The 14818-nt window shown below is 37.7% G+C and carries 18 protein-coding genes; 3 read left to right on the top strand and 15 right to left on the bottom strand.

Annotated features, from left to right (window positions below):
• Positions 1–18 precede the first annotated feature (18 nt).
• From QUF93_RS13485 to QUF93_RS13475, 3 genes are all read right to left on the bottom strand, one after another.
• Positions 19–1203: an FtsK/SpoIIIE domain-containing protein gene (locus QUF93_RS13485; RefSeq protein WP_289375358.1), complete on the bottom strand. Its 1185-nt coding sequence runs from the start codon at positions 1201–1203 to the stop codon at positions 19–21.
• Between the two features lie 118 nt (positions 1204–1321).
• The gene (locus QUF93_RS13480) at positions 1322–1504 is read right to left on the bottom strand and encodes a hypothetical protein (RefSeq protein ID WP_088058716.1); all 183 of its coding nucleotides are present in this window, start codon (positions 1502–1504) and stop codon (positions 1322–1324) included.
• On the bottom strand, positions 1501–1803 hold the full coding sequence (locus tag QUF93_RS13475; RefSeq protein ID WP_088058714.1) for a hypothetical protein: 303 nt from the start codon (positions 1801–1803) through the stop codon (positions 1501–1503). Before QUF93_RS13475 ends, QUF93_RS13480 begins: the two co-directional genes overlap by 4 nt.
• A gap of 140 nt (positions 1804–1943) precedes the next feature.
• Here QUF93_RS13475 and QUF93_RS13470 point away from each other — a divergent pair, with 140 nt between their 5' ends.
• The 3 genes from QUF93_RS13470 (at position 1944) to QUF93_RS13460 (ending at position 4746) form a co-directional block, all read left to right on the top strand.
• Positions 1944–2141: a helix-turn-helix domain-containing protein gene (locus QUF93_RS13470; protein WP_088058710.1), complete on the top strand. Its 198-nt coding sequence runs from the start codon at positions 1944–1946 to the stop codon at positions 2139–2141.
• 36 nt (positions 2142–2177) lie between these two features.
• Positions 2178–2642 (top strand): restriction endonuclease, encoded by a 465-nt coding sequence (locus QUF93_RS13465; RefSeq protein WP_133059337.1) that lies wholly within the window; start codon positions 2178–2180, stop codon positions 2640–2642.
• A 448-nt stretch (positions 2643–3090) separates the two neighbouring features.
• Positions 3091–4746, top strand: a complete 1656-nt coding sequence (locus QUF93_RS13460) for a multicopper oxidase family protein (protein WP_088058708.1) — start codon at positions 3091–3093, stop codon at positions 4744–4746.
• 217 nt (positions 4747–4963) lie between these two features.
• On the opposite strand, the gene QUF93_RS13455 is transcribed toward QUF93_RS13460, so the two are convergent.
• From QUF93_RS13455 to QUF93_RS13400, 12 genes are all read right to left on the bottom strand, one after another.
• On the bottom strand, positions 4964–5476 hold the full coding sequence (locus QUF93_RS13455; protein WP_289359095.1) for a ferritin: 513 nt from the start codon (positions 5474–5476) through the stop codon (positions 4964–4966).
• 377 nt (positions 5477–5853) lie between these two features.
• Positions 5854–6864 carry a glycoside hydrolase family 25 protein gene (locus tag QUF93_RS13450; RefSeq protein WP_289359094.1) on the bottom strand — a complete coding sequence of 337 codons (1011 nt, stop codon included), beginning with the start codon at positions 6862–6864 and terminating at the stop codon, positions 5854–5856.
• Positions 6864–7076 carry a hypothetical protein gene (locus QUF93_RS13445; protein ID WP_088058702.1) on the bottom strand — a complete coding sequence of 71 codons (213 nt, stop codon included), beginning with the start codon at positions 7074–7076 and terminating at the stop codon, positions 6864–6866. The genes QUF93_RS13450 and QUF93_RS13445 overlap by 1 nt, the downstream gene beginning before the upstream one ends.
• Before the next feature lies 1 nt (position 7077).
• Positions 7078–7359, bottom strand: coding sequence for a hypothetical protein (locus QUF93_RS13440; RefSeq protein ID WP_088058700.1), 282 nt, complete (start codon positions 7357–7359; stop codon positions 7078–7080).
• A gap of 34 nt (positions 7360–7393) precedes the next feature.
• On the bottom strand, positions 7394–9478 hold the full coding sequence (locus tag QUF93_RS13435) for a hypothetical protein (protein WP_289375356.1): 2085 nt from the start codon (positions 9476–9478) through the stop codon (positions 7394–7396).
• A gap of 58 nt (positions 9479–9536) precedes the next feature.
• The gene (locus QUF93_RS13430) at positions 9537–10601 is read right to left on the bottom strand and encodes a hypothetical protein (protein ID WP_088058698.1); all 1065 of its coding nucleotides are present in this window, start codon (positions 10599–10601) and stop codon (positions 9537–9539) included.
• The gene (locus QUF93_RS13425; protein WP_289375354.1) at positions 10601–11215 is read right to left on the bottom strand and encodes a hypothetical protein; all 615 of its coding nucleotides are present in this window, start codon (positions 11213–11215) and stop codon (positions 10601–10603) included. Before QUF93_RS13425 ends, QUF93_RS13430 begins: the two co-directional genes overlap by 1 nt.
• 12 nt (positions 11216–11227) lie before the next feature.
• Positions 11228–11791, bottom strand: a complete 564-nt coding sequence (locus QUF93_RS13420) for a putative phage tail protein (RefSeq protein ID WP_088058693.1) — start codon at positions 11789–11791, stop codon at positions 11228–11230.
• A complete protein-coding gene (locus tag QUF93_RS13415) occupies positions 11778–12923 on the bottom strand; it encodes a baseplate J/gp47 family protein (RefSeq protein ID WP_088058690.1) in 1146 nt (381 codons plus the stop codon). The genes QUF93_RS13420 and QUF93_RS13415 overlap by 14 nt, the downstream gene beginning before the upstream one ends.
• Positions 12923–13378 (bottom strand): DUF2634 domain-containing protein, encoded by a 456-nt coding sequence (locus QUF93_RS13410; protein WP_088058688.1) that lies wholly within the window; start codon positions 13376–13378, stop codon positions 12923–12925. The genes QUF93_RS13415 and QUF93_RS13410 overlap by 1 nt, the downstream gene beginning before the upstream one ends.
• The gene (locus QUF93_RS13405) at positions 13371–13814 is read right to left on the bottom strand and encodes a hypothetical protein (protein ID WP_289359093.1); all 444 of its coding nucleotides are present in this window, start codon (positions 13812–13814) and stop codon (positions 13371–13373) included. The genes QUF93_RS13410 and QUF93_RS13405 overlap by 8 nt, the downstream gene beginning before the upstream one ends.
• Before the next feature lie 8 nt (positions 13815–13822).
• Positions 13823–14809: an XkdQ/YqbQ family protein gene (locus QUF93_RS13400; RefSeq protein WP_434476096.1), complete on the bottom strand. Its 987-nt coding sequence runs from the start codon at positions 14807–14809 to the stop codon at positions 13823–13825.
• Positions 14810–14818: the final 9 nt, after the last annotated feature.

Genomic DNA, 14818 nt, shown 5'->3' with positions numbered 1-14818 from the left:
GTTGCAAACTGTAGCTTTCTAATCGTCGCAAGTATCGCCATCTGACGGTTGATTTTCATGTGACTCTGGATGTTCATGTTTTTCCACCTCGTATTCTTTTAGATGTTCCCACATGACCTTGTCATCAATATACGGCACTTGCAGTTCTGTGAAGTTTTCCTTCATATATATAGCTCTTCCTGGAATAGATGGTAGTTGTTCTAACCCGGACTGATCAATAACTACTTCGGAAGCGGTACGAGTCGGCAAACGAAAGCCGAGTTTTGCATTCGCCATTTGCTTTATAACCCTTGGCAATGTATCACCAGTTGGATATTGCGTACAGAAGACAATACGGAATCCAAGTGCCCCTCCAACACGCGCGATATGACTTAGCATGTATTGACACTCCTCAAGCATTTTATTATGAGCTCTCGGTAATCCTTTTGCTGGGGCTAGTACTGCTCCTTCATCCACTACAATAAAGTACCGGTCTCTCTCTTTTGTATGAACGATATTTTTAATACCGCGTTCTTTCATGTATTTTCCTCGTTCATGCATTTTCTCCATCACCTTTAACAACATGCCGTGCGCTTGCTCTGATGTTTCTTCGATTTGTTCGACTTGTTTCAGTTTTTTATATTCACTAAATTCAAGGCCTTCTTCTTTTAAATCAATCAAATAAAAATGAGCATGATTTGGATTCGCTAACGATAAAGAAGCGAACAGATTTTTAAGGAACACGGTTTTCCCCATACGAATTAATCCACCAACAGCCATATGCGGCGTTTCATCGAAATCATGATAGATAATTCGTTCTAAACTTTGGCCAACTGGAACAAGCCATTTCCCTTTCGTTACTAAGTTCATAGACCATGACCAATTCTTTGGAATTTCTCTTCTGAACACACGGATGTTCAATTTATAATTATCGTACATGATCCGTACCGGCTTACTTAATCCCTCACTCACAACATCCTCGACTTTTTGAATAATTTTACTCGGCATTCCGACTGGTAAAGTGTACACGTAAGTCGTACTACGATCATCATCGATTTGCTTTTGAAATTTCGGATAGTGCAGCTTATCTTCTCTTTTTATCGCGATTCCAGATACCTCAAAGAATACTTGTATCTTTCGCTTATCATCATTTTTACTTTTGAACTTTTCACCGAATAATGCCACTGTTAAACTTGCAGCTGGAACAAGTAATAATTCAATCATTTTTTCCACTCCCCATATACCCTTTATATGGGTATATATCCCTTATTTTCGGAACATAGCGATACATGCTTTTTCTCACTGACATGTAAATGTCCTACAATTCCATGTTGGTATTCCCTTATAGAAACGCGAAAAGAACATAACGTAGAAGATACAAGAACGAGCCTGTAAGCGTTGTGTACATGGTCATACGTGGAAGCCAATGTGGAACACTCTCCCCCATTTTCTCTGCGACTTTCATCGTAATAACTGACAAGCCAGTTGCCGTCCATACCACTACTGCTTCTCCTAGGATTGTCATTTGAATCCCTCTTTTCGAATGAGTTGTAATCCCTTTGGAGTCATTACAGGTAGATACTCGTTTATAACATCTCCCCACTCCAACACTTCGTCCTCATCTTCATATAGATCATCCATAATATCGTTTGATAAACGGTAATATCCTTTATATTCGCGGTTATTAAAAACCTCATGTCTTTCCATGTGATCCACGATCGCATTTGTTTCTTTTTTACCACTAGAACCTTTATACATATTTCTCAATTCCTTTGATGGATACAGGTAAGGTGTTTCGTTTAAATGTGAATATTGCCAACGCATGCGCGCCCTCTCCCTTCTTGATGTCCTTGATTCCACTTGGTATTCCTCGTGGTCTTGATAAAGGTATATGACCTAGAAAGAAGGATTTTGCCTGTCCTTCGAGAAAAAATTCGTAGGACAACTAAAAAAAGGGTGAGGATATGGAAAGTCGTTTGAAAGAAATCTTGGATGAACGTGGAATTAAATACAGTTTTATTGCTAAAAAAGCTGGGATTGCAACATCAACAATGACAAATTTAGTGAAAGGTGGACTTCCGACACTCCCTGTCGCTTATCGTATTGCTCGTACACTGGAAATGAAATTAGAAGAAATATGGATTGAAGAAGAAGTAGAATAATCACCATTAGGGCATACTCATAATGAGGTGAATTACATGATTTGGGCAATAGCATTGCTTTTGATTGTTTTTTTCATCGGTACGATAATTAGTACCCCTAATGTTACACCTGAAGAAATTCGTTCAAATCAAATTATGAAAGCTGCGACTCGTAATAATTTAGAAGTAATGAACCCTAGAGAATTCGAATATTTTATGGCCGACTTCTTTCGTTCACTTGGCTATAAAGTCCAAGTAACTTCTGGTTCTAATGATGGCGGTAAAGATATTATTCTTCGTAAAGGAAAAGAAATGAAATTCGTTGAGGTGAAACGCTATACAAAAAGCTCCATTGGTAGGCCGTTTATCCAGAAGCTTCATAGTGCCATTGTGGATGCTGATGCTATTGGAGGGTATTTCGTTACATTGAGTCATTTCAATAAGAACGCAAGACTATACGCTGCGAATAAAAACATTGAGTTAATCGATGGCGATAAACTCATTCATATGATGAATTCATAATTACCAAGCAAGCTGATTCTATAAAAGGGTTAGCTTGCTTATTTCATTTATTTATTTTTCTGAATTTTCACATTAAACATAACTACACTCTGATATACTTGTGTTAAAAAACTAAAGGAGATAAAAAATGGAAACTCGAACAACAGCTGATGGCAACAATTTTATTATTGAAGTGACTCGTCAGAATTCTTCTAGCAAAAGTAAAATAGGTCGATTCTTTTCTTTGTTAATGGGGATTACATGCTTGTTCTTTTCATCAATTTTGTTTCTTACTATATTTATTTATGAGAATTAAGTTCACTTTTTTCATTATAGATTTTTATATAAATAACGATTCATTACATTTTCCTAATGTGAGTTCTGTTCAAGTCTCTATTCACATAAAATGATTAAGTATAAAAAAATAGAATCAAGAGATATTCTGATTATTTAAAAAGGAGGCAGATAAATGTCTTTAGAAAAGTTTGTAGATGCATTACCTATTCCATCGGTCTTAAAAGCAAAAGATAAGCATGATAACATCCCATTCTATGAGGTAACTATGAAGGAAGTCAAACAGAAGTTACATCGCGATTTGCCACCAACTACTGTTTGGGGTTACAACGGTATGTATCCTGGTCCTACATTCGAAGTACAAAGAAATCACCCTATTTTAGTCAAATGGAAAAATAAATTACCTTTTGAACATCTGCTACCCGTAGATCGAACTATTCATGGAGCAGAACCAGACAAACCTTCTGTTAGGACAGTTGTACATTTGCATGAAGGTCGGGTTAGACCAGAAAATGACGGATATCCAGAAGCATGGTTTACACGAAACTTTGAAAATGTTGGCCCGAAATTCGTGCATGAAGTTTACTATTATCCAAACTGTCAACGACCTGCGACTCTGTGGTATCATGACCATGCTCTTGGGATCACTCGTTTGAACGTTTATGCAGGACTTGCAGGGTTTTATCTCCTTCGAGATAAGAAAGAGGAAGAATTGAACTTACCAAATGGAAAGTTTGAAATTCCACTAGTCATACAAGATCGTTCATTTTATCCTAATGGTGAACTGTTCTATCCAACTCAGCCAGGACATGAGCCACCTCCAGCGCCACAACCACCCCCACCAATAGATCCAACATTACCAAATCCATCAGTTGTACCAGAATTTTTTGGAAACACCATCCTAGTCAATGGAAAAGTATGGCCTTATCTTGCAGTCGAGCCACGGAAATACCGGTTCCGCATCCTTAATGGCTCTAACGCTCGTTTTTATCGTATAAAGTTGAGTTCTGGACAAAATTTTGTCCAAATTGGCACAGAAGGAGGACTTTTGGAAACACCAATCATCGTATCCGAAATCATCCTTGCACCAGCTGAACGTGTCGATGTTATTATCGATTTTTCAAACCATAAAGGTCAAAATATTATCTTAACAAATGACGCACCAGCTCCATTCCCTAACGGTGCCCCCCCTTCTTCAGACCTTATGCAAATTATGGAATTTTGTGTCAAACGAAAATTGCACAAACCTGACAACAGTAAAATCCCAAAAAAGTTAAGCTGCTTAGAACACCTGGATCCTAATGATGCTGTAATCGTACGAAAAAATCTCTTAGTTGAAACTACTGATGAATTTGGGCGTTTAAAACTTTTATTAAATAACCTAGATTGGCATCAATTACCCCTTACAGAAACCCCATATAATGGGACGATAGAGATTTGGGAGCTTTACAATACTACACCTGACACTCACCCGATTCACTTGCACCTTGTTACTTTTCAAATTTTGAATCGTGCTACGTTTACTGGTGATCCAAATGGTCCCGACCTTATAGTTGGACCGCCACAACCACCCGATCCAAGCGAGATGGGTTGGAAAGATACCGTTCGTGCCAATCCTGGGGAGGTCACCCGTATCATTGCGCGTTTTGGGCCATTTATAGGAATCTACCCGTGGCACTGCCACATCCTTGAACACGAAGACCATGATATGATGAGACCATACGAAGTTCTCGATAATCAAAACTTTAACCCGTGTGAACCGATCCCTGGAGAATGTCCAGATGATTCGTTCGCTCAGTGTTTCAACTGTGATAATGACGACGATGATTGATCACAACACAAGCTTTTCTTTTTTATTTTGTCTATAAGGGGTAGCCATGCCCATCAAGCTAAGATTTTGAAATATCCCCAAAACGAAAGAACGTTATTCTCTCTGTAGAAATATACAGGAAAAATAGCGTTTTTTTGACTTCTTCTGTTCAATGTGCAGGCTATATTTACACATGAAGTTTGAGTCATTTCCAATGTTCAAAAGAAATATTTGCTTTTTATCCGTTTGCTTCTACTGCTCCAACGTTCTTCCTTTGCCCCAACTCTTGATCTAATAACAATAAAGCAGCTGGATTATCCTTTGCTATTTTTAACCGTTCTACAATGGTTAAGGTTTGATTTTCCTCTTCAATTTGTTCCCTTAAAAAATCTAGAATAATAATCAGGGTTTGAGAATCTACTTGAGTAATATAATCATAAGCTCGCTGGTATGCGTTTGTTACAAAACGTTCATGTTCTAACGCCTTCTCAAAAGTTTCTAGTGGTGTACCAAAATCTGTAGGTTGTGCTGGTATTGCAAGTATTTGTACGATTCCATCTTTTCCTGCTAAGTAATCAATAAGCTTTAACATATGTGTTCGCTCTTCGTCCGACTGAAGCTTTAACCAATGTGCCATACCAGTATAGTTTTTACGATTCGCATCGGCAGACATGGCTAAATAGATGGAAGACGATAAATTTTCGAGTTGAATTAAATTATTAAGCAGCTTTTGAACTTCTTCCTTAATCATTTGAATCACACCTTTTAGTTATTTGTCACAAAGTATCTTATGAAACTATTTTTAATACGGTTAATAACTAAGGTTTCTATTTGATTAGGTATCCCTGTAGTCCCTACGGACTCAGCTAATAGAAGCTACTCAGTTATTCCATAAAAGGGCGCTATTGTTGAATAAAACTTAGATTTTTATAACGATTCTAGAGAACCAGCAGTAATCTTAAAAGACAAGAAATTTTTAGAATATATCGACAGGCATACTGATTCCAGAATTAGATTTACTAATGACAAAATACTTTATGCAATTCGTACTGCTCGAAAGTCTGTTCAATTTCTTGTTTATTAAAACACTAAAAAGCCGACTCGCTTCAATAAGAGCCGGCTTTTACACTATTTAATTGTTACATGTTCCGCTTTAATCCATCTGTTTCCACCGATATCAATAGCATCCAAATATTTACCCCAAACACGGTACGGAACCGTTCCATCGATGTTATCGATGTGATTTATACACTCAGGTTCGCTATGGACCGCAATCCCGTAACCTGGAGGATATTTAGAGTAAGCATGGAACCATTCCACATCGAAATGCTCTAATTTTGCCCACTGTTTCTCGCTACCTAAACAAATCATATCCTTATCATCGCCACCCCAATATCCTTTAAAAACAAGATACGGGATTTTTTTCGTGATATTTCCTGTGTATTGCGGATCAGCAGGATTCTCATATAAATTCACGCCATAACCATCTGCGTATTTTGAAGTTGCGATTCCAATCCCTTCTTGTTTCTCCTGTTCCTGCTTACCTTGTTCTTGTACCTTTTTAGAAGTTTGTGATTGATTAGTAAACCAGGCTAAAGGTTTGCTTCCAACTAATTTATTTAAATCACACTTGCCAATCCCAGGTACATTCCCTGTTTCAGTGTATTGCCAAATATCGCATGGATACGCTGGTTTATTACCGCCATAACGTGGAATCCATACAAAATCACATTTCACATTCGCCATACCAAATGGAGCGTACATATGATGCCCTACATACAAACCTACTTTCTTAGCTCCTAATCGGTATAACTCATCGATAAAAGCCTGTGTACCTGCTCTCATGTCACCCATCGTTTTTACTTCTACATCTGCAACCCAAACTGTAGCGCTCTTGTCACCACGATTCCAAAAATCCTGCGCTTCTTTTTTCGCATCAGCAATGGAAATAAAGCGACAGAAAGCATAGTTGCCAAATGGAATGCCATGTTGCTTCATAACTTGTACATATCCTTTATATAGTGGATCTACGTAATTTGAGCCGTCTTGCACACGAGCAATAACAAAATCCAAGTACTGTTTTGCAACTGGCCAGTTAATATTACCGTTCCATTTTGAAATATCTACAACGTGACCCATTATTGATCCTCTCCTTTTTTATCTTGATCAGCGAACCATTTACCTGCGTTCGGATTCGAAATGACACCAGCAGCAGCTAAAATAAAGAGCAGTATATCCACATACTCTTGATAACGTCCTAAATTAAAATGAGGGATGGTATCCATAAGGACCATCCCTAACAATGCGAATAATGCCACCCATAATCCACGATTTTTTAGTTTTTCTTTCATATCAATCATTCTCCTTTTCTAACGTATCCAGTCTTTTATGCGCTTGTTTGGAGTTTTCTTCTACCCGTGTAATACGTTCACCAAACGAAACCATCTGCCTTTCACTTGCCTTCTGATCGATACGAATATCATCAACACCCTTACGGATATACCCTAGTTCAGCTTTCATTTCCGCGCTTTGTTGACCATCTGACTTAATTTCTCTTGAACGATTTAAAGCGTAAGAAAGGTACCCGATAACTAGTGAAACAGCTGCAATAAGTAAACCGATTTCAATTGTCATATGTTAACTCCTTTCCAAAATAAAAAACGATCATTTATAACTTAGTCGTTTTGAGCGCTCCTGTACTATCCACACTTACTCTCCAAAAAGAACCATCGTTTGCTTGTAAGACAGGTCCTTTTGCTTTATCACCAAATCGGAAATCTCCATACACGGTATTGTCTGATTCTGTATTTACAAATACTTTCGGGTAATCATCTCCACTCGTGGCAAAAATTCGATTCACCCGGACAAGAGTGTTTTCGTTATTAGAAAGGGAAATGGTAAAGCGTAGTTTAAATGTGTTTGCTGATCTTGCTGCGACATGAATGACATCAGATTTGTTCCCATTAATATTTGATAATTGAACGTATGCACCGTTTGAGCTTGTAGCACGTTCAATCTTTATATTTTTCGGTGTTTCAGTCCATCCAAATTCAATCCCTACTGATTCAAGGAATTGCATTGGAGTTGTTCCGAAATCTATCTCGATAATAGCTGGTGTCTCTGCCGTGGGATTTGTCCAACGACAGAATTGCTCTCTTCTCATACTAAACATGGCCCAAATGTTACCGGATGATCTAGGCGCACCAGGTAAGTTTACTTTGTATCGTTTATCAGTAAGTAACAGGACATCATCTTGATCTCCCACCATGATTTTTTTATTTGGTAATGTTGGTGGGAATGAAACTTCAGGTAGCTCACGTTGATATTCTGTATAAGGAAGATAGGCTTTCCCACCATACTTTGTGCTTGTCATCATCACTCGACTAATACCAATTTGTTTATTAGCTAGGTTACTTCCCCAACATTTAATCCTAATTTTTGTACACTTATCAGCCATTGCCCAAGGAGCAGATACTGCAATTGCCTGACTCCTGTTGTTTTTGGTCCAATGTACACCAATCCATTGCTTACTTAATTCATCGTACATCTCCATTTCATATCCTTGCGGTTGGCTTCCCCATGCACTCATGACAGTAAGGAAAGCAGCATACAAGATTGGATCAGAAAACGTGTTGATTTCAAGTACAATTGGATTCTCATACGTTGCATTTTTCGCATCGAATGTAATTCCTGCTTCTGTATCGAATGTAAAAATATCCGTTAATTCACCATCTACAATTGGATGCGTTGAAACTTGCGTAACGGTATATCCACGTTTATGACCGTTTACTAAGTAGTCATCCTGATTCCCGATAAAGTTAGGCACATACGGTAAACTAATTGGTAATGCATTGATTCTTTTATCCGATACATAGTTGTTCGGACTTGGAAGACTGTTCAAATATCCATTATCAATCCATGCTTCTGTAATTTCAGCGGCCATCGGACTGATAATTTGATTGAACCTTGCAGATTTAGTAAACTCATATGCAGCTTCTGTAGGCTTTAATTTGTGTATATCCCAACCAAAAATGTCAAAACGATTTGTACCACCTTCGCAGTAGATGAGTCGTTTCGTCCCTGCTTCCGCTTGGAATTGCACCTGGTCAAACAAGTTCCCTCCTACATCACGCGGTACTTTTGAATCTCCTTCTAAATACAAACCGTATTCGAAATTCATGAGCGTGATTTGATGGAAGAAGTTCGCATTCACCCAAGCCATATCGGATTCTTTTGTTATTTTTGGATCCACACGTAAATGAATGCCCTTTTGCATGTTTGTAATCGTAATGTTGTTGCATTTCACATTATCGATATAGGACATTGGTGTTGTGGCTTCCATGAGAATCCCTGTGCCTGTCCATCCACTCGTTGCATGTTTACCACGGATATTAATGTCTTTGAGCATATGCGTTTGCTCATAGAACTGAAAAATATCTGTCGCATTAAAATAAATAGCTGCTTTAGTAAATGGAACCTTCATATTTCTCAAATCAATAGTTGCACCTTCTAAATAAGCTTCTGGTTTCATTTGAATGACATGAATATCTGCCAATGGCTTTAACACGGCATTAGGCGCGAAAATCATTCTGACTCTCGGTGGGACTACAATTGTCTTTAGAATCCCATACACACCATCTGGTACAAAAATTGTTTTCACTTGGGAAGTTCTTGCTTTCTCTAGCATTACATCAAAAGCAGGACTGTCATTTGAACCGTTTGCTTTTGCGCCAGTAGGATATATTTGATACAAAAAACCACCTCATTTTCAAGCAAAATAAAAAAGCCCACTATTGTGCGCTTAACTCTTTTTACTGATATGTCCCATATGTTTCACTTTGTCCTCGTAACGATCCATACACACTAGGCGATACGGATCTCATATCATATTCAAGTACAAGTTTATTCGTTGCTATTTCATACGATCTATATAATCCACCTGCGCCATTTTCCTCTTTTGTATGATAGTATTTACCATCCCAAGAAACTAATTTTGTTAAATTATATGGTGGAGTTGTTTCAGAAATTAATTGCATGTTCTTATCAAATTCTAAAAGAGTACTTTTCCCTATTCCTCTGTATGCTCTCTGGAAGAACGACTTATCTTTCTCTATTCTGACCAGGTAAATTGTATCCCTTTGATCACTTGTTAATGGTGTCGAATACGTTGTTACTAAAGTTTTGCTAGTGTAATCAATCACTAATCTTGTATATGTTTGATTCTGCTTACCTATTAGCAAGTCCCCATTCGGATAAAACCCTGCACCTCTGAAACTATTTCTAACATCATTTGTACCAATTTGAAATAAAAACTCTAAATTTTTATTATAAAACTTATATCCTGTCTCATATTGAAGTGCAATGATACCTTTTCTTTGATGAACTTCCATATAATTTTTGTTTTGATTTGTTACATTTACAACGCCAGTAATGGATTTTTTATATTCCCCTTTTTTATTGTACAAAGTCATAGTATCTTTTGGGTAGTTCATGACTACGATATCTCCATTTGGAAATGCAGAGTAATCACAGCTCCCGTATAATGCAGGACTTGTGTTTGGTATAAGTAATGATTCTTGAATTACATTTATTTTAGTGAATTTCTTCATATCGATGAGATGTAATTTGAGAAATTCACTACCTGATTCATACGCTTCAAAAACACCAAGATTCACAAATGGTGCAACAGACATACTTAGAGCTTGTGGTATTAATTCTCGTCCCTCACTGAGTACTAACTGCATATTCTTATCGTATATTCTATGGTTAGGATAAATAAATTGTAAGTCCCACATTCTCTCCTTATTACCAAGTCCATGTGGAAACAAATTCTCCGACACTTGTTTATGTCCGAAATGTACATCTAAATAAGGCACTATTGCAGCACCTCACTTGTCACATCGCCATCAGCATCATAAGTAATGACATATACATCCGTTCCAATTACTGTTGTTCCGTTTTCCGCATAAAACGTAATGGTTTGTTTTCCGTAATTCCCATTTGTATCTGGATCACTTAGCACGGCTTTCCTAGCTAGTACACCACCTTTTGTCTTCCATTCCACTGTTGCAAAAATACCACTTGTTGTTTTATTAGAACGATACACACTCACTTTAAGTTGTAGATTCTTTAATATATCACCTATTTGTTGCAGGGCAGCTTCAACGTTATCTTCCGTGTAGTAATTTTTCAAATCAGACAAGTTAATATCTGCTGCGTTTCTCTTTGGTAACTGTGAAGTAGGTACTTTTCCAGTTCCATCAAGAGTTGCAATTCCATTAACTTTACCAATTTTATCTTGCGTATTTTGTTTTAATACTTTAATCGCATCATCTGTATAGGTGTTAACTGCTTTTTTTAATTCATCCAGATTTCCACTTATCATAACTAAACGATCAATATCTTGGAATGCCTGTACAAGCACTTCCCTACTAACAAACTCATTCCCAAGAGGTAGTGATAATTTCAAACGATCTGTAATTGTAGGCATATTTTCACCTCTCTACTTTTTATAAACCATGACTTCATCCCAAGTGAATGCTCCTAGTTGATCCCACTTCATACGGTGTGATTCTAATTCATCCCATGTTGTATACGTAAAGATATAATTAATGTCTAAATGAGCTGGAATAATGCTCCGTAACGCAAATTGAATATCCTTTATATTCGGCGGCATACCGAGTTTACCAACAAAGGAAATCGTTATCGTGTAATTCGGTATATCCTGTTGTACATCCACTTCGCCATATTCAAACGACTCTGCCACCCTTTTAATCAAAGGAATTCTTGTGACACCAGCACTACGCTGTTTACTCAATACGAATGAAACCCTTTGATCCAGAGGCTTATTTTCATCAACACGAATGCTATATTCTCTCTCCCAATCATCAATCCCCCATGTTGCCGTTTCTACACGCATTTGAGCTTTTGTATCCACAAATTCCTGTTCTTCTGAAATCTTCTCATCAGCAACGATTTGCATTAAGCTATTGAATAAATGCGAGCTGCGGTATTCTTTCATGGAATATTCGAGCAGTTGCTCTACTATTTCATCACGGCGACTCATTTATGATTACCTCGCCTATCACTGCAATTTGGCCTGAAGTGAGAACAACATCTTTCTGTAGTCCGTTGATCACCATTTCATTAACTCTTGACTGCTTAAATACATCTACCGCAACTGCTCCAAGTTTTAAATAATTGACGACATAAGACTCTTTTAAAATCGATTGTCTGCTTGCATCATCACGCCAATATACTTTGTTGCACTCTTTTAAATACTCATTCGCTTCTTTAATTAAATTTTGCTTATTTTCTTCTGTATTTCCTCCTGGCGATACTTTCACCGTGATATTTATATTCACAGGGATTGCAGGAACTACAGATACACTTGCTCCAACAGGTGCTTTTCCATCTCCCATTTCAATTGTTGGATTTAAGACTTGCTGCACTTGTTGAATCAGTTCTGGTGGAGCAGGAGCGAAACTATAATCACATAGCATAATTTTCACTGTTCCTTTTCCATTTGCTATTGGAAATACCAATACGCCCCCTACATTTTTGACACTAAGTGACCAACGAATGTAATCACCGATGTTGCCGCTATTGGAGGACTCTCTTAAATACGCAAAGTAACGAGATCTAAAATCCTCATCACTTTCTGCTTCTTCTCCACCTGTCATTTTTTCAGGATTTTTCACGCTAGATACACCGAATATGGACTCTCCTAAATCAATTGTCCCAATCTCGGTGTTTCCAATAATACCAGGCGTGACACATTCGACTTCTACTTTTGCTGTTCCATCTGCACCAATTACAGCTTCTTCAAGTTGCTTATATTCGATGATTTTGTTATTCAACTCATATCGAATCGATATATAAGTAGCGCCTTTAATAAGCTTCGTTCCTTCGTTTCCTTCTACAACTACTGGTCCTCTTGCTTTTCTTGCAGGGTAACGAGTAAGAGGTGTTTTATCAGCAACAACTATGTCTAAATCAATGCCAGTCGCATATTGAGCAAAATTGGATTGATGCCATTTCATAAACTCTTCTCGTCCCACTTTACGTTCAACTGCAATTGGTTTTAACACATCGTAAATGAAACCACCTTGTCGCTTGTCCCATTTCTTATCAATCTTACCGAGCAAGCGTTTCATAATATCGTCTTCTGTTTCATTCCACCATGCAGGTACACTCATTACCTCACTTCCCTTCTCACAGGGATATTTCCGTAAATGGTATTGACGATGTAAGAAGCAACAAATACATCATTCTCATCACTTTGTCGCTCAATTTCAATGACACCTACATCCACAACCCGTTTATCGTAAATCAAACTATCTCGAATCACTTCTTTTAAGCGTAGTATTTTCGCTTCCTCGTTTAGTTCTTTATCAATTAACACATTACGTGCATCAGAACCGTAAGCGTCTGTATAAACACGATAAGCGTTTCTAGGAACGAGGTGAATTTTCTCAATGAGATTTGCCATGCCAATTTGACCATCATCTACCTTTACTACCCCATTACTATCCGCTACAAATTCACCTGCTCGGAAGTCGAATAAGGGTGTTAAATAACCGGTAATCTCTTCACTGTTTACATCCTCATCAAATGCAGTTTGTAAGTTAATTTCAGGCAACATTCTAGACATACGCGTTCACCACCACCCATATTGCATCTTTTGTAGGGAATCGGTTCGGAAGTAATAACACATTCATTCCAGCCGGTATCGGCCAGGGGCAAAATGTTTGTGAAGCAGGATATTTAATAGAACTGTCTGCCAATAAAACATAATCAGAACCCGTATAATTACAAACAGACACCATATCATGCAGTGGTTTCACTACATACTGCCGATCAGTTGGCCTTGTTCCAGCGATACGTTGCACAAGTACTGTTTCGCCTTTTTTAAACTTTGTATATGGCATCACAAAAAATGCACTAGGTAAAGCCTTAGATGAACCGTGTATTTGAATTGTTACATTCGGTTCACCTGTAATGACCTGACCAAGCGCAAACATGCTTTCTTCCTTTTTGTTGTTATTCGCATCCTGTATATGAGTAAATATCCGTTCAGCTGCTCTCACTTCCTCACCTACCCTTCCTCTTTTTGTGTTTCTTCTGGTGGAACATACGCTTTATTTGGTAATGTAGCTGTTTTTGATAAATCCACGCTCATTTCCACACGATTTTTATATAATTGATAAGATATTTTGCGGATATAATATCCACCAAGAATTGTTTTTGTTAGGTCTTCTACATACACGTAATCACCTGACCACAAACGCGGTTCGTCAATACTATGAACATGTTTGATTTGCCTTGATACATCAGGTAAAGCTGATAATTTCAGTGTAGTATTTGCATGACTTTGTGCAGCTGCTTCTGTTTCTGCTCCATGTTCTTCAGTTGTTGTAAACAGACCATACTTCTTAATTGACTCATTATCTACTTGTACGGCCATTATGTTTTTCTCACGATTAACAACCTTTACACTGTTCTTTATATTTTCAACAGATACAGTCGTTTCAACTTCGGTCAGTCCTGCACCAAGTACCAGAACTTTATTAGGAGGAACCCAATCAAATATCCTAATTCCACCCGGCTCATACCGAATCCAATACTTTTTTCCGGTTCTCTTCTTACTTTCATAAAGAAGAATGACATAGATTTCAAAAATATTTTGAGCGTTATTTTTATCAAAATACATGATTGGAAATACAGTATCGATACTAGTTATTTCTTTGATTGGAAGCCCGTATTGCCCACTAATGGACTGCATCATTTGTGTAGCCGTTCGATTTTGAAATACGAACTCTTCATCCGATTTCACTAAATTAAATAGTGGATCATATGCCGTAATAGAGTAATCTCTATTCTTCGCATTTTTATGAGCACGAACAAATCCTTCAAACCAAATCACATTGCCAGCCTTGATCCGAATCGGTTCCCCTTCAATATCTTCAAACTCTTTTTGATATACAAGATTGACATCTACTTTTACGGGTCCTGATTCATAATCATCATCAAATGAAATAGGAGGGATAACAGCATCTGTTACGTCCATTTTGCCGATTAACACTTGAAGCAA

Origin of the sequence: Bacillus hominis, assembly GCF_030348325.1 — a bacterium.
Lineage (GTDB): Bacteria > Bacillota > Bacilli > Bacillales > Bacillaceae_G > Bacillus_A > Bacillus_A hominis.
The sequence above is the reverse complement of the archived record's forward strand: the minus strand, read 5'-3'. Positions and strand labels throughout refer to the sequence as shown.